Origin of the sequence: Paenibacillus sp. N3/727 (assembly GCF_022637315.1) — a bacterium.
Lineage (GTDB): Bacteria > Bacillota > Bacilli > Paenibacillales > Paenibacillaceae > Paenibacillus_AQ > Paenibacillus_AQ uliginis.
Map to the genome: position 1 here is coordinate 4,444,822 of NZ_CP093336.1, position 24,926 is coordinate 4,469,747.

Genomic DNA, 24,926 nt, shown 5'->3' on the forward strand with positions numbered 1-24,926 from the left:
CCCCATCGCTTGATTTCCAGAACATAAACATAAAAAGGCTTAAAGTAATAACCTCCCGGTTGACCGGAAATGGTTAACTTTAAGCCTCATTGCTTATTAGACTACACCCTTGTAGCCCGATTATATTTATTTTTTGAACGTAAACGTAACAGCCGTACCGTCACCGCCCGATACAATCGCGAGCTTGCCTTTGAGCTTGTCCTTCACATAACTGCGGACAATCGACAACCCCAAGCTTTTGTACGAACCTTCTTTAACGGCGAATCCAACTCCGTCATCGACTACGCCGACTGTAACCAATTCACCTTCTAGCTGCACAGTCACCGTAATCGTGCCGTCCTTGCAATCGCCAAATGCATGCTCATAGCTATTATGCAGTAACTCGTTTACAATAAGCGCAATCGCAACAGTACGGTCACTGTCCAAGTAGATGCTTTGCGCAGCCGTTATCTTGATATCGATCGCATTGCAATCGACAAAGCAGCGTTGAATGTTCGAAGCCATGAGCCGAATGACATCAAGTAGATCTACCTGCGCTTCGATCTCCATTGATAACAGTTCATGGGTCGCCGCGATAGCGAGCACCCGGCTGACACTGTCATTTAAACATTTTTTGGCTTCTGGACTCTCACATTGGCGGCCTTGAATACGGAGCAACGAAGCCACCGTCTGCAAATTGTTTTTCACCCGGTGGTGAATCTCTCGAATAGCCACCGATTTGGAGACGATCTGTGCTTCCTTGTCTTTTATCTCGGTAACATCATGCAAGATGACGCCTATGCACAGATCCTGCTCTTCAATAAACAGTCGTTTCACTTGATAATAGCGTTCGGCTGCCTTCACATCTGTCGTCAACGGACAACTTTTAGAGATAGAGCGCTGCTTCATCACGCCAGAGAACATCGTCTGATCCAACGACAAGTTGTCATAATGCAATCCTTGAATATCCTCCAAATAACCAAGTTGCCGATAGTAGATGTCTGCCTTCTTGTTTTTCATCTTCAAAAATCCGTGCTTGTCGAACACCAGAACGGCATCTTCCAACTGGTTGATGATCGAGTCTTCGAAACGCAGCATGGCGGTCAGCATGAAAGACATCTCGCTATCTTCGTACTGTGCCACATTGAAGTGGGCTTGAATGTTATCGCTCACATCTTTTTCATAAATGACGACCGCAATAACACTCTCTTGATTCTTGATCGGATATACCGTTTGCCTGACCAGATGATTTTCCTGAGTATTAGCGACGAGCCCCTGTGACATTACGCCAGTTTCCAACGTCCTCAGGACACCGGGTTCGTTCTCGCGCAGCGCTTTCTCACCAACAACCGAGCGACCATACAGCGATTTGCCCACGACCGGACGATAGTGGTACACCACAATCGCCTCATTTTCCACGCTGGACAGTACGTCGATGAATACGTCATCCTGTCCATCAGACTTTTCGAACGACTCAGCCATTTCCGTAATCCGGGCGATGTCGGCGTCGCTCAATCCCGTATGGCGCTTGCAATGATGCATAATTTGTTCTTGGAAATCAATCATAGGAAATGACGATCGTAGTTGCAATTTCCATCATCGGACATCGTCGATCCATACTGAGTTTGCGCAAGGTTTGATAGGCTTCCTCTTCGGTACAGCCGTTCTCCTTCATCAGGATCCCTTTCGCTTTCTCAACTACTTTTCGTTCTTCCATCTTTTGCGATAGCTTCGATAAATCTTGTTCTAGCTTGCGTACTTCCCTACCTTTTGCAATCGTCACTTCAACCATAGGAATAAACGATTTTTCATCAAGCGGTTTCACAAGATAACCAAGCGCACCGATAGAGGATGCTTTTTCAATCGTTTGTTTATCACTGAATGCGGTTAAAAGAATAACTCCGCCAGCCAGTTGCTCCGATATGATTCGTTTACCCGCCTTTAGCCCATCCAGGATAGGCATTTGAACATCCAGAATGACCAAATCGGGCAGATGCTTTTTACATAATTCAATGGCCTCAAAACCATCAGAAGCTTCACCTACTACACTGTAGTCCGCCTCTTCAAGCATCTCACGAATATCCATTCTTGTAATAGGTTCGTCGTCGACTATCACAATTTTTCCATTCATGCGTCATGCACCTCGTTGTCTACCGATTTTTGCTTGTATCTCGTGAACTCTCTATCATATGATGAACCGCTTACGCTTTCAAATAAGCTCGCAGCTCATCCACACCAACATGCTGCATAGACGAAACCTCAAAAATTCGCTCCACTCCCGCCGCTTGCAAAAAGGATCTCGCTTCCGCGATGTCCTCATCCGTCTTAGCCAGTTCCACCTTGGTTACAATTCCAATGACCGGCTTGGCAAACATGGTCGCAAAGGCTGGTGGAAAATAACTTTCTTCCTTTGTACAATCTTGCACTAGCCCGATAACATCCGCATCAACGCTTGTGACAAGCAACATTTTGTATAAATACCGGTTCTCAATACATTCCCCGGGCGTATCAATAGCTTGCTCAAAATTCTCAACGGCTTGCGTCTTCTTATAGGCAATCTCTTGTCCATGCAACCGCTGGCACAATGTCGTCTTGCCCGATCCGGTGCTTCCGGCAAATATAATTTTCCTCATAGCACAATCCCCTACGTTCTCGTAATCTTCGCAGCCGAAAATCCGAGAATGTTCTGCAAACCAAGCAACACTTCACTCACCGCAGATTCCACGGATGATACATCACCCGTAATAACGAGTGAACCACTGAAGCGATCAACGAAGCCGATCTGCACGCCGGCTGCTTTGGTTGCAATGTCGGCCGAGATAATAGATGCTTCGCTCGGCGTAATAGTCATAATACCAATGGCATCCCTCGCATCGCTTCCCAAGCCCAGCTTCTTGTAAATATCCGGATTAGGGTTCGCGATAATATGAGCCAGCGTTACCTGTTTCCCCGGCACATACTCTTGAATGACACGTTGTTTTTCGCTATGTTGATCCATACCATCATCCCATCTCATGAAAGAAAAAGACACATATAGTTGTAAAAAAACATAAAGACCCCTTAAAAAGTTCACACGGAATTTTTAAGAAGCCTCTTCGCTTTTATTTGTATGCAACACGCCGTTGTGTTACTTTCACTATATTTTAACCTGCAAACAATGTCAATATCATTACGAACGAAACTTAACTCCAGATTCAGGATTGAAACATTTTGTTCAAAATTTCAACAATATCTGCTTCGGCAGGAACGCGTGGATTCGTGGCCGTACATCCGTCTTGTAGCGCTCCTTCTGCAATTTCCTCTCTCATCTTTTCAAGTGTAGATAATTCCACGCCGCATTCTCTCAGCGTTTGCGGCATATGCAATTGCTTCTGAAGCTGCTTGATCGCCTGCACCAGACTACGAACGCCGCTCTTTGCATTAGGAGCCGACAGCCCCAAGCTTTTGGAGATTTCGGCATATCTTGCCGCTACTGCACTACTCTCTTCTCTACCATAACCCGGTTTGTAATCCGCATTGAATTCAATGACATGCGTCAGAAGCAGTGAATTCATACGCCCGTGCGCAATCTTGAATTTAGCTCCAGCCACATGAGCGATCCCATGATTAAGCCCGAGCGACGTAATATTAAACGCCATACCAGCCAGACAAGAAGCATTGTGCATTTTCTCTCGTGCTTCGAGATCATTACCGTCATTATAGGCTCTTGGCAAATAGGCAAAGACCAGCTTGATTGCCTTCTCAGCCAGCGCATCGGAAATATCGTTCGCCTTGGTGGATACATACGCTTCAATCGCATGGGTCAGTACATCCATTCCTGTGTCGGCGGTTATGAAATCAGGCACGCTTTTGACCAATTCCGGGTCCAAAATGGCTTCTTGCGGTAGCATGTCATCGGACACCAGTGGATACTTGATGTTCTTCTCCTTGTCACTGATGACGGAGAAAGACGTTACTTCTGATCCCGTTCCACTTGTTGTCGGAATCGCTACGAACGGAATATCGTACTTTTTCAATATTTTTTGAGCGAAAAGCTTCATCGCCTTGGCCGCATCAATAGCGGAACCCCCGCCAATCGCAATAATTAGGTCGGCCTGAAACGCTCCGAGCGCTTCAACGCCCTCAGTTACGATTTCAACTGGGGGATCGGGCACGATATTGCTGAAAATGTATTGTTCGTTGCTGTCATGCAGCCGTTCAAACAACATGTTAATCATACCCGACTTGATCATAAACGGGTCTGTTACAACGAAGATCCGTCTATTTCTCCATTCCGTCAGGCGATCCAGCGCACCTTGTCCGAGATAGATGTCGGTTTTAATCGATATTTTGTCCATGTAAGGCACCTCCAAGGAATAATTGACAACAAAAAAAGAGGCCTCTAAAAGGAACATATCCCTTCAAAGCCTCTTTGCTTGTTATATATTGTGCACGCCATTGTGCAGCTTATCATCATTCAATTGTCCATCTCTACTGTACAACGTAATTCGGATACTCGTCAACCGAATCTTGTCTGCCATTCTCGGCAAGTGAGCGGTTCATTATAAAAAAAAGGGGACATGCACGCCATTGTGCATATTGTTCTTCATCATTGAAGAACCTCCCGCTTGCTTGTTGTTATACCTCATTGTATATGTTCGGCGGCGAGCACCTGGCCTTGCCGACAGCAGTGTCGGCAGCCTATCTTGCAACGTAAAAAAGCCTAGTGAGGCGTTATACGTCACTAGACTTGTAAACCAGTCACTTTCGCCTCGAAATGACTGGCCAGACAAAGTTACTAGGCAAACGACCTGACTTAAGATCGAGCATTCGATCTATCACAGTGGCGGGACCGCGTTGGATTTGCACCAAACTTCCATTACCTATAACTTTTTCTATTGTGTATGACGTGAATGGGTGTCCATTCGACATTATTATAGCATAAACATTCGGGTTGGCAATATGCAAAAATAATTTCCATTATTGTTTTTTACCAGAGCCGAAACCAATAACATAGTTATCAGGATCACTGACGGCAAATTCCTTCCATGCTCCCCAACCCATTTCCGTCAATACAGGTTCCTGAGTAAATTGGGCACCCTTAAGCTTCAATTCTTCATATAGCTCGTCCAACTCGGTATGTGTATCGATATAGGCGTATGTATCCCAAGCAACCTCCTGATCTTGTCCTGCTTTGTTAGGTGAAACATCATCCGGTGAGTTGGCCTGAATCAGCTTGAATCCGAGAGCAAAATCATCACGAACAGCCCAGAAATCGGTAACATCACAGCCTAATACATTGGAATAATATACTTTGGATTGTTCCAGATCAGAAACAAGTAGCACCTTTACTGAAGATTGAATTTTACTCATCCTATATCATCCTCCATAAAATGTTATCAAAACTGTTATCACATTCGTATAAAAGGGAGATATTCCACTTCAAACTCTTTAACCAAGACCGCTGTGCCTGAAATGAAAATATCCATCTCATTTTGTCGTATGGCGTGTACATGCACTTTTCCATCCCTATTGATCTCTTGCCCCTGCTCTACGATAAATTGAATATCATTCGAATCTTGATCTATATAGGTTAAATAGTAAGCGCCCATTACGCCCGAGGCCGTACCTGTTACCGGATCTTCAACTGTACCAGAGTAAGGGGATGAAAAATGTCTCGCATGCATAAACGCATTCTCGTCATAGGTTTCAAAACAAAAAGGATGTACAGACGCTTTGGGGTTCTGGGCTAATATTTCAGGAAACTGTTTATTGTTTGGCTTCATGATTTTGAAACTATCCAATTGCCTTATTGGAACTAATAAAGTCCAAATTCCTGTACTACCATAAACAATGGGCTTCGTGACATCCAAACAGTCTTCAGTTAATCCCATGGACTCTGCTAGTTTTCGGGTATCTCCACCAAAAGGAATAAATTCCGGCTTCTGCTGCTTCATGCCTATTATTAGGTGATCCTCAGCGTTAAATGAAGTGGGAAGTATGCCACCATTGGTTTCTATCTGGATTGAATCCCGGCCTTCGAAAAAACCTCGTGTTTTCAAGCAGTATAATGATGCTATGGTTGCATGCCCGCACAGATTGATTTCATGCCCTGGGGTATAATACTTCAATTTCAGGTCAGCGATCTCAGATTTCAATACAAAAACCGTCTCATTGAATCCAACCTGAAAAGCGATTTTCTGCATATCACCAGGCTTCAAATGATCGGCATTCAGAACAACTCCTGCCGGATTTCCCTGATTGGCTATGACAGAGAATGCGTCAACATGATACACGGTAACTTTCCCCACAGACTCCCCACCTTCACATTTAGACCCGGCCCAAGTTTAAGAATCAACTCAAAACTAGGTCATATATTTTATTGAACAGGTATCGAGTATTGATTCATATCACTAACCATAATGCAGATCAGGATCAAAGATGGTTGTATAAATAGGGAGTAAACATAGCTTCAAGGCTGCTTCGACTCAGAAATTTTCCTTGAAACAGGGCGTCACACCAAGTATCCAAGTCATGTGTAGTTGAATAGAATTCACCCGGACCATCGATACCGCTCAACTTATCGTTGTCTGCATGGATCATTAAATTGTTCTCAGACGTATGTCCGAATGCTCTCCCTACATTAATGCTCCGCGGATCATCCACTCCTGTAGACGTCATATGTAATGGGGCAAAAAATAACTCGTCGAATATTTGTTCATAAGGCATACCGGAAACGGCTTCTAATATAAATCCCAACATAATGAAACCGGTACTATTATAGCTCCAGCGCTCACCAGGTTGGAAATCTTGACTCATACTACATAAGTAATCCAGAAAACGCTTATTCTCGTGTATTAACTTGCTCATCTCATACCTGAGATTAGAAACACCGTATATATCATGCAATCCGGATGAGTGATTCAGCAGATGATGAATTTTAATATTGGGGTGGAGAATGGTGAAGTCATCCAAGTACTTACCAGGGTGAGCTTCCAAATTTATAAGTCCCTGATTACAATAATGAAGCGTAGCTGCAGCAATAAACATCTTCATTACGGAGGCAATATGAAACTTAGTATCCGGTTGATTAGGCATTCCTAGTTGGATACTAGCTTGTCCATACGAACGGTTAAATAACTCTTTTCCACTTCTAGTGATCAGAATGTTCCCGCTTAAAAATGCTCCTTATGGTATGTGTCTACGATGTGTGCCAGCTGCTCGGTCATATCCACCTCTACCTCATTTCACCTTAATTTTTGTAGACTGATTATATCCTATAAATTGTAAATAAGTATAGATATATATGGAAAAATAATAAAAACGCATCTCCGTTGGGAAGATACGTTTTCTTTAACTTCTACATATTCATGAAACAATTCTGATCCGTTATTTAGGGATGTTCCCACCCATTACTCGATCACCTGAATTACCAGAGGGGTCAGTTTTACCATCGTCTTCGCCTTCATGGATTATGAGCGATCGCCCAAGCAAGGAGTTAGCCTGATTCTTTTCCAGCGTTGCATGTTTAATCAGCAGTTCGGTTTTAACCGTACCATCTTTTTCAACTACCAGATTAGGCATATCGCCAACGTGACTTCCTTGCGGGTGTTCAAGGCCATGGTGTTTATCCGTCGGATTGAAGTGCCCGCCAGCAGACTTAAAATCAAACGACTGGATTGCGTTCTCATGAACATGGAATCCATGTTTTCCCGGGGTCAGACCGGAAGCGGAAATCTTCACTTTCACACCATCGTCCACCTGTTCAAATGAAGCTAATCCTGTAGGTTCACCCGCTGCATTAAACAGCTTAACAGAAACCAAACTTGTGGATTCTTCCCGAAATACCGGTTTGTCAATAATTTCCGTAACCATTCGATCCGGAATATTAGTTGTGCTATTATGAGTGAGTGAATCGGGAGCTACAGCAAAGAAAAATGCTGAAATCAATATTACCCCGGCAAGAATTTGATACGTTCTTTTCTTCATTTCATCGCCTCCTGTCTTTAGTACTCACCTATGCCCCATTTTTTTGGAATATAAACGGTTATTACAGGTGATTTAGCACTTTCGACATGGAGGGAGGTCATGTAAGATCCAATTCCTCTGACAAAACATCTAAAACATCTAAAAATTTTCTCTTTGCATGTTTCTCTAACCACGGTGTGTGACCGCATTGTTTCAATATAATGCATCTGAAATCTTGAAGTTCGTACTCCGGGTTTGATAAGGCGGCTCACCATAGGTAAAATACTTGCTCATGCCTTACTCCCTTCATTCTTTATTCTTCGGTTAACTGTTTATAATACAACACGGTTTCATCCAAACTTCCATTTGATGATTTGGCAAAATGGGGAATGCGGCCTCCTTCCGTATAATCCATCGATTGATATAACAGATTTGATAGATCACCTGCTCGTGTATCCAAAACGATTAAAGCTCTTCCTTCGATCACTGCTCTCTGCTCTGCCGTGTGCATAAGAAGTCTTGCGATGCCTCTTTTTCGAAAATCCGGGTGCACCATCAATTTCGCGATTTCTGCACGGTGGGAGGCGTTGCGCTTCATAGCCAAATGCAGTTGTATCGTGCCAACTATTTTTCCGGCGATAGAAGCAGTGAACATCATAACGCCAGTTTCCGTCACACTCTCCCAATAAGCTCTAGCTTCTTTCTCTTCAACAGGCGCAAGAAAACCTATTGAGGCCCCATCTTCCACAACGCGAATCAACAAATCTGATAGTTCTTCCACTATAGCGGCATTCATGGATGTTACTTCGGATATAGTGATCCCATTCTTCAAACTCGCTTCCTCTTTCTTCGATATGATGCCGGCTGATCGGTTTCCTCTTCCCCAAAGCTCACCTGCAAAAACTACTCCAGCATAAGCTCCATCGGTTCTACACAGTGCTTGTAGCCGTTGCGCTTGTAAAATTCTATACTCCAATCACTAGGCCATACGATAATAAATTCATGATTCCCTTCTCTTGACCAGCTTTCAATCTCTTTAAGCAGCTGACTCCCCAGCCCCTTTCCCCGCTGTTCAGGGAGTGTATACACATTTGTCATATAGGCAAAAGGCTCTGTCTTTCTTCCCGGTCTAGGCACTTTATCTATTAATTCGATAAAGATGTGCGATAAGATCTTTCCATTCGCTTCAGCCACCCAGATAAACCATTTATCCCCCTGAATAGCTTGATCCAAAAACACGCTGCACTCTTCATAAAAATCTCCGTAATGCTCTTCCGCTATCTTAACTTCGTTATATTCGTTGGTGAAATCCCACCTCATTCTCACTAGCTGATCGATATCTTTCGCGGTTGCCAAACGAATTTTCATATCATTCATCCCCCTACTTCCTTCAGTCAGGTTTATCGGCATCTATTCGATATATATGTCCATCATCATTTCCTAAATTATACATCATGAAGGATTTCTTTAAATATTCCATCGTTTCATAGATCGCAACAACCAACAGGCTAACCAAAAATTCTCGGTTAGCCTGTTTCATGGCAAATGAACATAATTTTAAATAATCCGCTTAATATAAGCAAACTATAATAGCAGAAGCCCATCCTAGCTAGCTTAAGTGATTACACTTCATCCCAAATACGTCTCAGATTTTCGAGACCAATCCGTGTACCTTCGCGGCACTCTTCCATGCCTTCGAATTCCAGTGTGATATCTCCATCATAACCGGATTCCTTGATCATGCGCAGCACTCTGCGTACATCGATATCCCCATGACCAAAGATGGAACCGCGCAAATAGTTGCCGTGTGACGTGCGGAACCAATCGCCGCCGCCCGGGTTCTGATCGAACGGACGAATATAAAAATCCTTCACATGGATAAGTGAGGCATATGGCAAGTTGCGTTTCACACCGACGAGCGGCTGTTCATCGACACATAAGAAGTTACCGATATCGAGAGTTGTCTTGAAGTTCGGACGGTTGACAGCCTGCAACACACGCTGTACCCGATCACTGGCCTGGACACTAACTCCATGGTTCTCAATCGTCGTGGTAATGCCGAACTGAGCCGCATAATCAGCAATTGTCCGGCATCCCGCTACGATCTGTTCCAAGTTGTCTTCCAGGTAATTGATACCGTGCTTCTCCGGCGGAAGTGTAAATAACGTTACATCATGTCGTATATGCTTCATGCCAAGCCTGTGGACGGTATCCACATGCCGCTTAACCCGCTCCATCTCGGCCTCGAAGGCTTCTTCTCCCTCCTGCACAAAATTCGCAGGCATCGAATAATTGGACAACCCGATCCCAACCTTTGCTGCACGCTCACGGACAGCATCCGCAAGCTCGGGTTGATCCTCCAGAGTGAAGCCATAAGGAACTATCTCCATATGCTCCCCGCCGTTTTCAGCGATCCAGTCAATCACATCCAGTACCGTCATCTCTCCCGACTTTATTGCGTTCAAAAGACTATAGGTGCTGACCCCGACTCTCATGGTTGTTCACCGCCTGGAGCAGCAGACACATTATCGATCAGTTCGAGTTCGATGACTGTATCCAGCTCATCTGGAAGTTCACCGCCAGCCAGGTGGATAAAAGCACCGCTTCCCGTGTCGGAATACTGCTCCGCCATCCAAGGCGTCTCGACCCGAAGCTCAGTTCCGTCCGCGAGCAGACGCGCTTTTTTGATTCTTCCCTTCAATCCCTGGAAATAAATAGGGCCAATGCCGCGATCAAAGATGTGGGCATACAACTTATTTCCCCGCTGTGTATAACGTCCCCATTCCGGCTTATCCAGCTCCGCTATTCCACAGCCATAAATGCTGTCTCCATTACGGCGTATCCATTCGCCGACCTTAGATAATATTTCAAGTGATTCCTGAGATATTTCCCCTTCTGCATCGGGTCCGACATTCAGCAGCAGGTTTCCGTTCTTGCTGACGCATTCCACGAGTGCCCTTACAACCTGGCGTGGTGACTTATATGCATTGTCGGTGGCATGGTAACCCCAGTTTCCGTTCAGCGTAATGCATGCCTCCCAAGGTACCGGCTCTCCAAGCTCATTCACAATCCCGCGAGGAGGAATAATCTGTTCAGGTGAATAAAAATCACCAGCATATACTTCCGGTTCAGCTGCCATAATGTTACCGCCGAGCCGGTTATCAATAACAATATCCGGCTGTAGCGATCGGATCGTTTCCATCAGCTCTGTTGCTCGCCATTTTTCTCCGGTCATATCGTCATAAGAGAAATCAAACCACATGATATCGATTTTTCCATAATTCGTTAGCAGTTCTTTCACTTGACCATGCATATAGTCGAGATAACGGTTGAAATTCTGTTCCTTATCTTTGAAAGACTCCACTCCGCGCATCGGATGAATGCGGTCACCGTAGGCCGGATAGTCGTCATGATACCAGTCGATGATAGAGTAATAAAATCCGACGGCAATGCCTTCCTCACGGAATGCATCAACGTATTCTCGAATCAAATCTCTTCCCGCAGGTGTGTTAGTCGCCTTGTATTCCGTCAGCTTGCTGTCAAACAGGCAGAAGCCATCATGATGCTTGGTTGTCATTACCGCGTATTTCTGACCTGCGGCTTTTGCGGCCTTTGCCCAGCTGCGCGGATCATAGCGTGATGGATCAAACTCCTCGAAATAAGACTGATACTGTTCATTCGAGATGCGCTCCTGGCTCCTTACCCATTCTCCTCTTGCCGGTATGGCGTACAGTCCCCAGTGAATAAACAGCCCGAAACGGTCGTTCATAAGCGTAGCGGTTCGATTAAATCTCGGATTCATTGATTAAACTCCCTCCATCTGCTGTTATTTGCTTTTCGCATCATAAGCTTGCTGGTAAATTTCCAAGTAGCGTGCGAGATTCATGGCCTCTAACTGCTGAACATATCCGTCCCATTCGCTGTCCAAATCAGCATCTCCGATGACAAAACGTGCGATCATTTCGTCTACGTAATCGTTTACAGTTTTGGCCAGATCTGCAACCTCTGAAGCCTGCTCATTGGTCAAGAAGAGAGGCGGTACCGTGGAAACATCCTTCGGCTCATATGGTTCATATTTATTCTTCGTCTCGTTGTACAGAATTACCTCTAAATCATCGTCACCTTTTGCTACCGCACTCAGACGGAATTCATTGGTACGCATAGCTGGTCCTGTCTGAGCCCAGTTTACGTTCTGAACGGTACCAAAAGATTTCAATTCGGACCATACAGCCTGTTCACCGTTAATCCCTTTCTCTCCTTCTTTTGCATCACGCCACTCCTCATTCGGACGACCATAAACGCTGCGAAGCGTATGCTCTTTTTCATATAAACCGTCAGCCCAGCGCAAGGCAAGCTCTGGATTTTTCGCTTTTTTCGTAATAACAAAGGCACCCGGTGTTAACGCTGTTGTATCGTTAGCTGCATACTGAACACCGCCGGGACCCTTTAATGGGGGAACCGCCTTGTACTCACTCCATCGTCCGCTATCACCCAGCAGTTGGGTGAAGACACCCTGATGTCCTCCTGTAGACGCGCCCAGAATAACCGTATCCGGATTTTCGCCGATCTGAATCAGTTGGTTATCATCCTGCGTGAACGACTCCGGAGCGATCAGACCATCCTGATACAGCTTATTCATATAACGTAGCCCTTCCTTCCACTCCGGTTTGTTATAAGCCACATCCATTTTCCCGTCTTTAACAAAAATATGTTTATAGCTTGATCCGTAAACCGGATTGTAGATAAAAGAGTTCATAAGGAACGCATCGATCGAGGATCTCCATGATTTTGGCGAGATGGACAGCGGAATTTCATCAGCCTTTCCGTTCCCGTTCGGATCCTGCTCTTTAAATGCTTTCAGCACATTGTACAGATCGTCTGTTGTTTTTGGCATTTCAAGATTCAGCTTTTTGAGCCATGGCTCATAAATCCACATTTTCTGGCTCATGGAGCAGTGGTAGCAATCGTTGATTTCCGGAAGGGCATAGATGTTGCCGTCGAGCGCGGTAATCGTTGATTTGATTTCCGGGTAATCCTGGAACAACTTTTTCGTCTGCGTTCCCTGCTTCTCAATCAATTCATTGAGCGGAATAAAAGCACCCTGCGAGCCGTAAATCATCTGCTGCGAAGGAGAAATGTTCAGACCCATAATGACATCCGGATAGTCCTCACTTGCCAGCACAAGATTCAGCTTCTCCTGCATACTTTGCTCCGGAACAACCTCCCATTCGATATGCACGTTCGTCTTTTCTTCGTACCACTTCGTAAACTCATTCGTTGCAAAATTTTCGACCAACGGGTTTCCTCGAACCATGACCTTCAAGGTCTCCTTCTCCGTTACAAGAGGATAAGTACCTGGCTCCGACAGCTTAACCGCCTGCGCTGCGCTGTCCTTCTCCTTGTCCGTTCCAGCCTTATCCGTGCCTCCTGAGCATCCGGCCAGCAGAATGCTGAGCGCCGTAAATGCGCTGAACGCTACCTTTAATCTTTTTTTCATAATGACCCTCCCTGATTTCAAATGGAAATGGAACGTTATCCTTTTATGGAACCGATCATAACGCCTTTAACAAAAAACTTCTGAAGAAACGGATACACAACAAGCAGCGGAACCGAGGTCACTACAATCAGTGAATATTTGAGCAATTCTCGCAAACCTTGGCGGGCTGCTGCGGTCTTGGCATCACCGAGCATTTCGATATTAACCTCGTTCTGAACGAGAATATCGCGGAGCACCAGTTGCAGCGGATACAAATCCGCCCGTTTCAGATAAATCATGGCGTTGAAATATTGATTCCAGTGTCCGACAGCGTAGAACAACGCAATGACTGCCAGAATGGGACCTGAGAGCGGTAGTACAATACTTCGCAAAAAGCGGAAATCCGTGCATCCATCCAGTTGAGACGCTTCGAGCAGTTCACTCGGAATCGTCGTCTGGAAATAAGTACGCATAATAATGACATTCCACACGGACAGTGCCCCCGGGATCAACATAGCCCACACGGTGTCGATCATGCCAAGATCCTTCACGATCAGATAAGTCGGAATGAGTCCTCCGTTAAACAGCATCGTGAATACGAACAGCAGCATAAAGACATTGCGTCCCTGAAAGTCTTTACGTGAGAGCGGGTATGCCGCCATGACGGTAAGCACCAAGTTAATAGCAGTACCGGCCATTGTGTAAAAAATGGTGTTCATGAAACCTTTGACTACCATGGTATTTTTAAATACAGCTTTATAGCCTTCCAGCGTTGGTTCAACGGGCCAAAGCCACACTCTACCGGACAGCACCGCACTGCTCGAGCTGAATGAAGCGCTTACAACATAAATTAACGGATAAAGCACAACGATGAGAACAATGGAGAGCATGACGTAATTAAAGATCGTAAACAGGCGGTCGGAGCCCGATTCTTTTATGGTCTTCGATTGCATATGTTTCGCCCCCCTACCATAAGCTTTCCTGTTTAAGCCGTTTGGCTGTTTGATTAACAATTAGCAGCAGAATAAATCCAATGACCGCTTTGAACAGACCGATCGCTGTAGCGTATGAAAAGTTCATGGCCTGAGAGACCAATCCGACCTTGTACACATACGTATCAATGACTTCCGATGAACGCAAATTCAGCGCATTTTGCATAAGTAGTATTTTTTCAAAACCTGTCTCCAGCATTTGCCCCGTGTTCAGTATGAGCAAAATAACCGCGATCGGCATAATACCCGGCAGATCAATATGCCGCATACGCTGAACTTTGGTTGCTCCGTCGATAACAGCCGCTTCATGTAGAGCGGGATCAATCCCTGCAAGCGTTGCCAAAAAAATGATGCAGGAAAATCCTACGTTCTGCCATACATGAGACCAGACATAGATAGACTGAAACCAGGACGCCTCCGCCATAAAATGAAATGGTCCGATGCCGATCCAGCCAAGAATGGTGTTAATCAGCCCTGTTCTGGGATCAAGAAACTGAAGGAGCAGACCGACAAGAACAACGAGTGAAATAAAATATGGTGCATACGTCACCATCTGAACCATGTTTTTGAATCTCTTGTTTCTTACATAATTCAGTCCTAGCGCAAGCAGAATCGGGAACGGAAAACTGGCAATCAGTGTGTAAAAGCTAATGGATAGAGTATTCCGCAGCAGTCTCCAGAACTCGTGTGAGTGGAAGAACCGCTCAAAATGAGCGAAACCTACCCACGCGCTCCCTCCGATTCCCTTGGTTACATTAAATTCTTTAAAGGCAATCGACGCTCCGTACATAGGCACGTATTTGAAAATGATAATGTACAACAGCGGCAGTGAAAAGAGTGCGTACAGCTGCCATTTGACTCTGATATTCTTCCAGCCCTTCAGTGCCTATCACCCCAATCTATAAAATGGTCATACCAACCGGTCCGGTGATTTGAAGTATAGATGGGCTTGGTTTTTGCGTAAATCACCTCATTTTTAAAGTTATTCCGTTCTTTAGAATCTCCATTATTCAGCATTCATGAACTTAACTTTTCTTTAGAAAACACCTTATCCAGCCTCATGATTTCGCCTATATTCCGTGGCGCTCATGCCATTGGCACGCTTGAACGCCCTGCTGAACGTATTCAGCGATAAATAGCCGACAGCAGCCGCGATTTCACTGACCGGCTTACCGCTCTCTAATAAGAGCCGCTTAGCCTCTCGCATGCGAATGTTCTCTAAATAATCAGAGAAATTAAGTCCTGTTTGTTCCTTGAAGAAATACGACACGTACGCCTCTGAGGTACGCGCTTCACGTGCCAATACGGTCAAACTTAACTCACTCTCCGGATAATGCACATCGATATAAGCAATCAGACGGTTTGTTAAATCATCATTATGGCTTTTTTTCCGCTCTTCGTTCTTACTGCACAGACTCAGCAGCGAAGAAGATAACATTTCAATGGCCTCAACAGGAGGAATAGCCGGATCCGCAGCTTTTAAAACCGTTTCCGCTTCTTCGGCGATGTCCGCACCCGCAGCTTGTTCACAGCACTTTATCAATGTGCCGCATAATTCATGAGCAAACAACCTTTCCACGACCAATGGTAGCTGCCGATCCCCCGCATTTTTCTCCTGAATTTGTTGAAGATGCTGTTCTGTTTCCGCTTTGTTGCCCGATTTCACAAGCTGAATCAATCGTAACTCCACATCTGAAGGATAAAAATAGCTAGGAACCGTTAGTTCTACATCCTTATGGTAAAGAATCGGATCACTCTCATGCCATCTGGCATGCTGCAGAACAAATTTGGCTTCACTGAAAGACCGGTACAACTCCGTCAGCCGGGTCTGTACGCCGCCAGCAGCCAAATAAAGTCCAGCACCCGTTTCTCCTGTAAGATCTTCATAAATTTCTCTCAGCAGTGACCTCATCTTAATCATAAAATCATCCGAGTTGATTTCTGTATCATGCAGCATTAGCGCCAACAAGTTCTCTCCTAAATCATGCACGATGACACAGTGATGTAAAGACTCCTCAATCCGGTCACGGATACCCAGCTTCACGATATCCATCTCTGTCAATATTTCTTCATTATAAGGAGCATGGTAGCCACGGAGGCGCAAAATAACGACAGCATACTGCGAACTACGAAGATCGATCCGAGAATGCTCCAAAGCTGCCTCTACATCCCGCATGGAGGTATATCCTCCCTTAAGAAGCCGATCGAAAAAGACACTCCGCATTTGTGGAAGCTGCTCATCAAGCCGTCCTTTCAGAGCATCATGCCTTTCAATCAGATCAGATACCGAGCTGCGGATATAATCCACCGTGTTACGAAGCATATAAGGATTGTCCTCCGTGCGGGAAACTGGAAGCATTTGCAACAGCTTGAGAAACGGGCGACTGCTCCGGTAAGCAAAATAGGCTGCGATCATGAGGCCCAAAATAAGCGCAAGCAGAAATACGGTTAACGTAAGCTCTTTAATGTAATACGCTTTTTCGAGTACAACCGCTTTCGGCTGTGCGGATACATACGTCCATCCGTTATAAGCAGACGTGGTCTCAGTCACAAGCATTTCCTGACCGTTCCATGTCAGCTGGGAGAAGCCCCCTTTTGTGGGAAGCGCTTTCAAATTAATCGAATCTTCGTCCAATCCGATGTGGCTGATTAAGTTTCCGTTCTGATCAGCAATATAGGCGAATCCTCCCTGTTCAGAATCGATGTTTCGAAGCATCTCTTGAATCTGCTCATTGTTGATGAGAACCGTGATTACCCCACCGCTGCCTTTAAGCCCAAAAGATTGCATAAAGCTCACAACGGAATAATGTTTCCCTTCATATACGACCGGGGTACCCGGCATATAGGTTTTATAGTGATAGGTGTCAAACAACCGGCTCCGCCACTCTTCCTGCGTAAGACCGTCATAATGAAGCTGCAGGTCATAAAACTGCTTCATCGTATATACTTTTCGCGGGGAGATAAACATCCCATTGTTTTTGAAAGCAACATAGTAATCCACAATAAAATGATTGAACATACGGTAGTCAAACAGGCTTTTCTCCAAGTCCCATAAACTGTATGGATTCTTGCCTCCGAAAGGGTCTTTAACGAATTGAAAAGATTGTACCTTCGGTTCACTGGACATCTGCCGCGCAATCGTCTCGATTTCGGCAAGACGCCGGTCGAGCGCTTCCCGGATTTGGCCTAATACGGCGGTGCTGCTCTTCATCGTCTCGCTCTCGACAAGGTCGGAGGTCTTATTATAGGCGAACCAGCCGACAAGCAGCGCGCTGAACAGAATTAGCGCATAAGGAATAAAAAAACGGATAAGTAATGATGCTTGTTTGCCGGACGTATCTTTCACTGATTTTCCTCCTTCTCAGAGCTAGCGGTATTCTCAATATAACAAAGTTATTGAGCTCCGTCAGTAGCAAGCGAGGTCTGTTTTAACGAAAATAAAAAGGATCTAGCCCCAGGATATAAAGTCCTTGGGCAGATCCTTTTCAGACTTAGTTTGATTCGTTTGTTCAGACCATGAGATCCAACACGGTCTCTCCGTCAATCTCTTCTCCGGTCTCCACAAATCCAAATTGTTTATACAGATGATTCACCACAGAATTGTCGGGCACGTGAGATATTCGAATCTTGGTGCATGTAGGATGGCACTTCATTTTGCGTAGAATTTCTCCAAGTGCCGCTCTTCCGTACCCTTTCCGCTGGTATCTCTCATCGATCATAAATCGCAGATCCAGAAATAGCCGTCGTCAGGATAAGGCTCTTCATCAAATAAAGCAAAACCAACCATGACATTCTCGGCATAAATACCGTAGGGTCTAGAGGTAGGCTCTTGCTCCGCTTTCTTTAAAGAGTTTGCATTGGAAGCTACAAATCTCTCTTGAAATTTCTGCGGCCTTAGAAGCAGGCATTCCTCTTTATTCTCATCCGTAATTAACTTCAAATTGATCATCTTCATTGGCCCCTTAGCATACCAATTTAAATTCCCTTCGTGCCGAGCCGCTTCGCGAGCTCAGCCAGGTCCTGCCCTTTAAGCGCTCCTTCCACCAGCTGCGGGAGCAGCGCAGGGGTGCATGCGAAACACGGCGTACCATCACGAGACAATGATTTAGCGACCCCCTCATCGTAGAATGGCTTGCCTTCATCGGACAACGCGAGCAGGCACATCGTTTTGACTCCCGATTCCCGCAATTCACGCATACGCCGGATCAGACCTGCCTGATTGCCGCCCTCGTACAAATCCGAGATGATAATAAACAGTGTCTTCTTCGGTTCTTCAATAAACTGCTCACAATAAGCTACTGATTTATGAATATCCGTACCGCCGCCGAGCTGAATTCCGAACAGCATATCCACCGGATCATTGGCACACTGCTCAGTCAAGTCGACGACTTCCGTATCAAATACAACCACACGGGTGTCCAGCGACGGAATACTTGCAAATATGGAGCCGATAACCGAAGCCCAGATGACGGATTCCGCCATCGATCCGCTCTGATCGATATCCACAATGACGGTCCACTCTTTGCTGCGCTTTGCCCGGTCGAAATAGTAAAATCTCTCCGGCACGATCTGTCTACGGTCAGAATCATAATTTTTCAGATTCCGCTGAATCGTCCGCTTCCAGTCTATGCCGCTAAGCGAAGGAAGGGGTGTATGCTGCCTACGGTTCAACGCGCCGGTAACCGCTCGGCGGATATCTTCCTGCATCCGCTCGACCAGTTCATCCACGACTGCCTTTACAAGCAAACGAGCCGTATCCTTCGTCTTCTCGGGAATTTTGCCTTTCAGTGACAACAGCGTGCCAACCAATTGAATGTCCGGCTTGACCGTGGCCAGAACCTCCGGTTCAAACAACAGCTGCTTCCATCCCTTCCGCTCCATAGCATCATTCTGAATGATAGATACGACATCCTCCGGGAAAAATGATCGAACGTCCCCTAACCACTGAGCGAGGCGGGGGGCTGATTTCCCTTGTCCCGCTCCTCTCTGACCAGAGGACGCGCCTCTGGCTTCCGCTGCGCTATCCGTATTATCATAAATGGCTGCCAGCGCCCGGTCCATAATCAACTCTTCCTCCGACAGTTGTATATTTCCTTCAGAGCTATAGCCCGCTAACTGTGTTTCCGCCGACTGGCCGAGTATGAGTCGCCATCGTGATATCATTGTGGGATCTGACATCGTACTCATCGTCAAAAATCCTCAAAATCAAAATCATTCAAATCGTCAATCATCTTTACTTCTTCCTCCTTCAAGTCGCCGGTCAGAATTTCGGCAGCCTGCTCTGAATTCACACCCCATAATTCACCCAGCAGCTCGGCAATCATCGTTTTCTCCTTCGGAGAGAACGTACTGAAGGCCCGACGCAAAAAAACAAGCGCACGTGTGAATTCATCATCCTCGAGAGATAAAATATACTCATTCAGCTGCTCCCACAGGCTGAGCCGAGATAGAAGCCCGTACCGATTGCGCATCGACATACCCTCGAACCATCCTGCTCCAAGATCTGCCGGAATGCCGGGAGACAATCTTCGCGACACTTCCTCCGCACATTGCTGAGCCGAAATCGCATTTCGCTCCATCAAAATAGCGCAGGCATATCCTGATAGACGTGGATTTCGGTCATCCCGCTCCGACAAGTGCTGCAGCTCCTGCAGCCACAGCCCTTCGTCCACCTGCTCCGTATGTTCCATAGCCACACTATTCAGCTCATTTAAGGCGGTAATCATCGAACCCGACACTTCATCACTGCACTGACTTCCATCCAGCAAAAATAAGCAAGCGCGCATAAACAACTGTTGCAGCAGTGGTACAAGCGGCTGCGTATCCATCCGCCTGATGCCGCCATAGCGGATAAGAATGGACAGTTCTTTGGATGCTGCGGCGATCCCCATCACATCCCGACTGTCCACAGCAAGTCTCTGCAGGGTCTGACGTCCTTCTTCCATCTGGTGTATCATCCCGCATTCATAAGCTATACGGATCAGAGATGAGGCTTCCTCAATCGAACTGCAGTCCGTCAGCCTCTGCTGAAGCACATAAGCTGAAGCGACTTCTACCGTCTCCCCGAGCAGCGTCGACTCCACAATCTGAATCTCAACCTCTGGCGTCCACTTTACAACCCAATGTTCCGCCCATGCAGCCTGCTCTTGCCCGCTCGGTCTGGCACTTACAAAATCAATCCCGAGCAGTTTCAATCGTTGAAACAGAAAAGAGCGGTTCAGATCAAGATAGGCCGACTCTTCCGACTTTACCCTCCGGTTCTCGCGCAAGTCCAGTATCAGATCATTGGCTACAACCGACTTATATTTCTCCAGCTTCAATCTCTTAAGTTGGCGGTTCAGGTCATCCTGTATCGGTGTTTGACTGACGCCTTCAGCAAGCTCCCCAATAGATGTACCTATATCTGTCCTTGCAAGCTCTTCAGCTACGACCGCAAGTTCCCCGCGTCCAAGCAAAGTCTGGGCCGCATCCCGCAGGTCACGAAGTGTCGGTGCACTGCCTCCATGCAGAGCCGCGAGGGACTCCGCGAGCCGAACCGCTTCAATAACTTCCGCTGTTGAGCGATGCGTTCCATTCTTTCTCATCGAACCCGCAACCATAGACAAATAATGATGCGGTAATTCCGCAAGCGATCCTTGAACCATCCGATTCCACATCATCTCAAAATACTGAGGAGCTATATTTCCGGCACCATAACCTGAGAGAGATGAGAGCTTGTAGTAGGAATAAGGCATAAGCGTCAGCTTTGTTCCGCGGGAAGGCAGGTTTTTCAATTCCTCATCGTCCATCCGGTCAGACAGATCCGTAAGGGCAGAAGCATGGTATGCCCCGCACACGACCACAATTTGTTCCGGTTTATGCCCTGCTTCGATCACTTCAACAATTTGCCGACGCATATAGGACTCTCTGATGGCATTGTAGGCATATTCCAATGTATCTTCACGCCGTTCCTTCTCCTCCGACAGCTCCCGCATTTGCTTCGAAAAAGCGAGTATGGATTGTTGATAAGCGCCGGTATTCAGGTTGTGCTCATAGCTGCGTTCCCAATACATATCGTAATCGTATTCTCCGGCCAGTTCAGCGATCTGACAGTATATCGAATTCTCCGCAGGCTGACTTTCATCTATGGGTTCTGCTGTAACTGACTCTGCAGATGTTCCCTCATTTTCTCCCCCATCAGGGGTATCTCTCACTACGATTGAACGCAGATCCTGCAGACATACCGCCGACGATGACGGCAAATCAATAAATGCGGTATAAGCACCCTGTTTCTGTGCCCACTTCATTGCCTGATACTCCGGAGAGTACACCGCAAAAGGCCACAGAACAGTCCTTACAGGTAAGTCTTCAGTAAATGCTAAAATGGCTATGGGAGGTCTGGTCGTCATGTTGGTCAGATGACGGATTTCCGATGTCGCATCAGACGGTCCTTCAATGAGCACGGCCGTTGGGCGGATATCGTCCAGAAAATCTAATAAATGTTTAGCACCGGCGGGAGACAAATGCCGAACTCCAAAAATATGTACGCCAGCAGCATTCACTGGTTTATCTCCTTGCAAGCGTTATACAGGCCCCGCCACTGCGCCCCGCGTTTCTTCATAACATTATCGAGATATTCCTTCCACACCAGCCGGTCCTTATCGTCATCCTTAACAATCGCGCCCTGAAGTCCCGCTGCTAAATCTTCATCTGTCAGCTCACCGCTGCCAAAACTGGCCGCCAGCGCCATGCTGTTCGTCAGCAGTGAAATGGCTTCCGCCGTTGAAATAACTCCTGCTGGAGACTTCACTTTCTCTTTTTTATCCAAAGTCATACCGCTGCGCAGCTCCCGGAATATCGTAACGACCTTGAGCAGTGCTTCATCTGCAGGAGCAGCAGCCTGCAAGTCATAAGAGCCAGCAATCTCAGACACACGCTTTTTCACGATTTCAATCTCCGTATTCAGATCCGCAGGAGCTGGCAGAACGATAATGTTGAAGCGCCGTTTAAGTGCCGTCGACATCTCGTTAACTCCCCGATCTCTTGTGTTCGCGGTGGCAATAATGGAGAAGCCTTTTCGGGCATTCATTTCTTTGCCAAGCTCGGGCACTGATATCGTCTTTTCGGACAAAATTGAAATGAGAGCATCCTGTACCTCTGATGCACAACGGGAAATCTCCTCGAAACGGGCAATTCCTCCTGCTTCCATAGCCCGCATGATTGGGCTTTGGACCAGTGCTTCAGGTGTCGGCCCCTGCGCGAGAAGCATCGCATAGTTCCAAGAATACCGGACATGCTCCTCACTGGTTCCGGCTGTTCCCTGTACGACCAGACCCGAATTCCCATAGATAGCTGCCGACAAATTTTCTGACAACCATGATTTGGCGGTTCCCGGTTCTCCTATTAACAATAGCGCTCGATCGGTTACCAGTGTCGCAATCGCCATCTCAATCAAACGTTTGTTACCAATATATTTAGGGGTGATATCTGTCTTTCCTGCTTTCCCGCCAACAATGAATTTAAGTACAGACTGAGGTGACATTTGCCACCCTGCCGGGATTTTGCCGGTGTCCTCTTTACGAAGCGCCTCCAATTCATGACGAAACAATATTTCCGCGGGTTGACGCATGATATCCTGTAATTGCTCTTGACCTGCTGCCATGTATTCCACTCCTTTTATGTTCTTACTAAGCCTTTCATATTCCGTAGTACATATTGAAGCTGATCTTCTGCATTAGCCTTAAAGTTAGGTAATATCGCTTGGACGCGATCATAATAGCTGGATGGTAGACGACATAGCTGCTGAAATATAAAGGGTTCAATCTCATAACAATCCTTGTTACGCTCATCCTCCATGGCTGTGATCAAAGCTTCATATAAATTTTCGTCCTTCATTCCCGAACGAACCAACCCCATGATTATCAGATTGGCGAACCGGTTGCGGAATTCGGGAGAGTTCTTCAGCTTTTCCAGCAAATACACTTCCGCAGCCTTATGTCCTTGTCGGGCAAACGCGCTTACAAGCGTGAACTCATCCTGCTCAATAAAAAGTTCCAACCATCTATGATCCCAGCTCATTTCCATCTGCTCCTGCGACAGCATCTCAACATAATAGGTGTAGCTTCCTTTGTCCGCAAAAGACACGATATCCTCATAAGCTCTGTATTCCCGATGAATAACCAAATCCCCAATGGTGCCCAGCAATTTTTTTCGCTCTTTGGCCACTTTGCTTAGTGTAGAGGATGCAAAGCCTTGAACCAGGACTTCCTCATACTGTTCAAATAAGCGTTCAGGCGAGAGCACACGATGGGCTTTACTGAACACTTTATTAACATAGGAATCACTGCGTTTGAAATACTTCAAATCATGCTCCGCATTGTCACGAAGCAGTTCCCTGGCTTCCTCCGTATCGATCCGGCCCATGTAAATGACCGCTTGATTCACAAGATGACCCCAACCCAAAGACGTCATATAAAAGGAATATTGGTTGAGCACATCCCGGTACAACTCTTCCAGCTGTGGACTCTGTTTATCACCCATTGCCCATAGAAGTAACCTCACCCTAGACCAGATCTCCTCAATCTTCTGTTTATCATCTTTCACTTCAGAAACAGATTGAAGCTCAGCAGATAAATCACGGACAAGCCAATCTGTTAACAGGGCGGAATTGCATTTGGCCAGTACTGGATTCACCAACTCTTTGTCTTTTCCTAAGGAAGCTTCATACAACCTCTCCACAGACGTATCTGAACCGTTCTCAGCAAGCGCATCATATGCGGCTTCACGGATCACTTTCTTCTTATTCCGGCTCCATTCAATCAGATCGGATTCATACTCCTCATAGCCTGCTAGCAGCTTGATAGCCGTAGAACGCACATCATCCGTTCCCGTTTCGGTGGCTTGATAGATCAGATCAAGCACATCCTTGCCGCCTGTCTTCGCTATGACCTGCAACTTGCGGGATTCCGACTTTCCACCCTTCGGATCAAAGCTCTCAACGAGGAAAGGGACAATCTCGGGGCCATACGACGGCAAAATATGATTACCAACGAGCTCTGCTATTTCTACATAGGGATCATTCAGCGCCTCAATTGCTAAGTGAACCAAGCGGAGATCCTGAAATAGACCTTCCTTCCAAGCATCAACAATAATCTCATATCGCCCGCCGCCTTTTGTTGTTAGAGCCACTTGGACAGCGGAAAGCTTACGATATGACAAATGTGATGACAGCGAAATAGGATGGCTGTTAACAGGCGTAAGCTCGCCTTCCAGGTTCGTTGTTCCCTGCGTATGCAAGACCGAACTGAGCAGTAAGTTCAAATCCTGAAGAAGCTGTGCGGAGCGAGAATCCTTGCCGGATGCAGGTTCAATCAGCGCGCTAATGCCTTCACCTAATCTTTTGAACACAGGAGCTCGTTCTCCCAACTGTTGGAACTGCGGCAGCAACCGCTTCAGTCGGAAATCGCCGACAGCCAGTTCGCTTCCTGCAATATATAAACGCCTAACCTCCTGGTTAAGCTCCTGTAGTAATGCTGTACTCATTGTCGTTCCCC

At 46.3% G+C, this 24,926-nt stretch carries 23 protein-coding genes and 1 riboswitch; all 23 genes read right to left on the reverse strand.

What is annotated here, in order from left to right; translation table 11 throughout:
* Nucleotides 1–126: 126 nt before the first annotated feature.
* The 23 genes from MNQ98_RS20505 to MNQ98_RS20615 all read right to left on the reverse strand — a co-directional run bounded on the left by MNQ98_RS20505 (nucleotide 127) and on the right by MNQ98_RS20615 (nucleotide 24,915).
* On the reverse strand, nucleotides 127–1,545 hold the full coding sequence (locus MNQ98_RS20505) for a sensor histidine kinase (protein ID WP_241929895.1): 1,419 nt from the start codon (nucleotides 1,543–1,545) through the stop codon (nucleotides 127–129).
* Nucleotides 1,538–2,110: an ANTAR domain-containing response regulator gene (locus tag MNQ98_RS20510; protein ID WP_241929896.1), complete on the reverse strand. Its 573-nt coding sequence runs from the start codon at nucleotides 2,108–2,110 to the stop codon at nucleotides 1,538–1,540. The genes MNQ98_RS20505 and MNQ98_RS20510 overlap by 8 nt, the downstream gene beginning before the upstream one ends.
* A gap of 70 nt (nucleotides 2,111–2,180) precedes the next feature.
* Complete coding sequence (locus tag MNQ98_RS20515; protein WP_241929897.1) at nucleotides 2,181–2,612, reverse strand: EutP/PduV family microcompartment system protein; 432 nt, start codon at nucleotides 2,610–2,612, stop codon at nucleotides 2,181–2,183.
* 11 nt (nucleotides 2,613–2,623) lie between these two features.
* Nucleotides 2,624–2,977 carry an ethanolamine utilization microcompartment protein EutS gene (eutS, locus tag MNQ98_RS20520; RefSeq protein WP_208918701.1) on the reverse strand — a complete coding sequence of 118 codons (354 nt, stop codon included), beginning with the start codon at nucleotides 2,975–2,977 and terminating at the stop codon, nucleotides 2,624–2,626.
* A 196-nt stretch (nucleotides 2,978–3,173) separates the two neighbouring features.
* Nucleotides 3,174–4,316: a 1-propanol dehydrogenase PduQ gene (locus MNQ98_RS20525; protein ID WP_241929898.1), complete on the reverse strand. Its 1,143-nt coding sequence runs from the start codon at nucleotides 4,314–4,316 to the stop codon at nucleotides 3,174–3,176.
* Nucleotides 4,317–4,710: 394 nt separating this feature from the next.
* Nucleotides 4,711–4,862, reverse strand: a riboswitch (adenosylcobalamin (AdoCbl) riboswitch).
* A 76-nt stretch (nucleotides 4,863–4,938) separates the two neighbouring features.
* A complete protein-coding gene (locus MNQ98_RS20530) occupies nucleotides 4,939–5,331 on the reverse strand; it encodes a VOC family protein (RefSeq protein ID WP_241929899.1) in 393 nt (130 codons plus the stop codon).
* A gap of 38 nt (nucleotides 5,332–5,369) precedes the next feature.
* A complete protein-coding gene (locus MNQ98_RS20535; protein ID WP_241929900.1) occupies nucleotides 5,370–6,269 on the reverse strand; it encodes a PhzF family phenazine biosynthesis protein in 900 nt (299 codons plus the stop codon).
* Nucleotides 6,270–6,393: 124 nt separating this feature from the next.
* Nucleotides 6,394–7,125 (reverse strand): serine hydrolase domain-containing protein, encoded by a 732-nt coding sequence (locus tag MNQ98_RS20540; RefSeq protein ID WP_347272267.1) that lies wholly within the window; start codon nucleotides 7,123–7,125, stop codon nucleotides 6,394–6,396.
* Nucleotides 7,126–7,347: 222 nt separating this feature from the next.
* The gene (locus MNQ98_RS20545) at nucleotides 7,348–7,947 is read right to left on the reverse strand and encodes a superoxide dismutase family protein (protein WP_241929901.1); all 600 of its coding nucleotides are present in this window, start codon (nucleotides 7,945–7,947) and stop codon (nucleotides 7,348–7,350) included.
* A 292-nt stretch (nucleotides 7,948–8,239) separates the two neighbouring features.
* Nucleotides 8,240–8,722, reverse strand: a complete 483-nt coding sequence (locus MNQ98_RS20550) for a GNAT family N-acetyltransferase (protein WP_241933992.1) — start codon at nucleotides 8,720–8,722, stop codon at nucleotides 8,240–8,242.
* A gap of 107 nt (nucleotides 8,723–8,829) precedes the next feature.
* A complete protein-coding gene (locus tag MNQ98_RS20555) occupies nucleotides 8,830–9,294 on the reverse strand; it encodes a GNAT family N-acetyltransferase (protein ID WP_241929902.1) in 465 nt (154 codons plus the stop codon).
* Between the two features lie 254 nt (nucleotides 9,295–9,548).
* Nucleotides 9,549–10,421, reverse strand: coding sequence for a sugar phosphate isomerase/epimerase family protein (locus tag MNQ98_RS20560; protein WP_241929903.1), 873 nt, complete (start codon nucleotides 10,419–10,421; stop codon nucleotides 9,549–9,551).
* The gene (locus MNQ98_RS20565) at nucleotides 10,418–11,728 is read right to left on the reverse strand and encodes an alpha-L-fucosidase (RefSeq protein ID WP_241929904.1); all 1,311 of its coding nucleotides are present in this window, start codon (nucleotides 11,726–11,728) and stop codon (nucleotides 10,418–10,420) included. The genes MNQ98_RS20560 and MNQ98_RS20565 overlap by 4 nt, the downstream gene beginning before the upstream one ends.
* A 24-nt stretch (nucleotides 11,729–11,752) precedes the next feature.
* Complete coding sequence (locus tag MNQ98_RS20570; protein WP_241929905.1) at nucleotides 11,753–13,423, reverse strand: ABC transporter substrate-binding protein; 1,671 nt, start codon at nucleotides 13,421–13,423, stop codon at nucleotides 11,753–11,755.
* Between the two features lie 35 nt (nucleotides 13,424–13,458).
* The gene (locus MNQ98_RS20575; protein ID WP_241929906.1) at nucleotides 13,459–14,355 is read right to left on the reverse strand and encodes a carbohydrate ABC transporter permease; all 897 of its coding nucleotides are present in this window, start codon (nucleotides 14,353–14,355) and stop codon (nucleotides 13,459–13,461) included.
* 13 nt (nucleotides 14,356–14,368) lie between these two features.
* Nucleotides 14,369–15,184 carry an ABC transporter permease gene (locus MNQ98_RS20580; RefSeq protein WP_241929907.1) on the reverse strand — a complete coding sequence of 272 codons (816 nt, stop codon included), beginning with the start codon at nucleotides 15,182–15,184 and terminating at the stop codon, nucleotides 14,369–14,371.
* Nucleotides 15,185–15,442: 258 nt separating this feature from the next.
* Nucleotides 15,443–17,740, reverse strand: a complete 2,298-nt coding sequence (locus MNQ98_RS20585; protein WP_241929908.1) for a helix-turn-helix domain-containing protein — start codon at nucleotides 17,738–17,740, stop codon at nucleotides 15,443–15,445.
* Nucleotides 17,741–17,903: 163 nt separating this feature from the next.
* On the reverse strand, nucleotides 17,904–18,113 hold the full coding sequence (locus tag MNQ98_RS20590) for a GNAT family N-acetyltransferase (protein ID WP_241929909.1): 210 nt from the start codon (nucleotides 18,111–18,113) through the stop codon (nucleotides 17,904–17,906).
* Nucleotides 18,110–18,343: a hypothetical protein gene (locus tag MNQ98_RS20595; RefSeq protein WP_241929910.1), complete on the reverse strand. Its 234-nt coding sequence runs from the start codon at nucleotides 18,341–18,343 to the stop codon at nucleotides 18,110–18,112. Before MNQ98_RS20595 ends, MNQ98_RS20590 begins: the two co-directional genes overlap by 4 nt.
* 26 nt (nucleotides 18,344–18,369) lie before the next feature.
* Entirely contained in the window at nucleotides 18,370–19,581 is a 1,212-nt protein-coding gene (locus MNQ98_RS20600) for a VWA domain-containing protein (protein ID WP_241929911.1), read from the reverse strand.
* A gap of 2 nt (nucleotides 19,582–19,583) precedes the next feature.
* Nucleotides 19,584–21,935, reverse strand: coding sequence for a DUF5682 family protein (locus tag MNQ98_RS20605; protein WP_241929912.1), 2,352 nt, complete (start codon nucleotides 21,933–21,935; stop codon nucleotides 19,584–19,586).
* Nucleotides 21,932–23,035 (reverse strand): ATP-binding protein, encoded by a 1,104-nt coding sequence (locus MNQ98_RS20610; RefSeq protein ID WP_241929913.1) that lies wholly within the window; start codon nucleotides 23,033–23,035, stop codon nucleotides 21,932–21,934. Before MNQ98_RS20610 ends, MNQ98_RS20605 begins: the two co-directional genes overlap by 4 nt.
* A gap of 14 nt (nucleotides 23,036–23,049) precedes the next feature.
* Nucleotides 23,050–24,915 (reverse strand): HEAT repeat domain-containing protein, encoded by a 1,866-nt coding sequence (locus MNQ98_RS20615; RefSeq protein WP_241929914.1) that lies wholly within the window; start codon nucleotides 24,913–24,915, stop codon nucleotides 23,050–23,052.
* Nucleotides 24,916–24,926 lie beyond the last annotated feature (11 nt).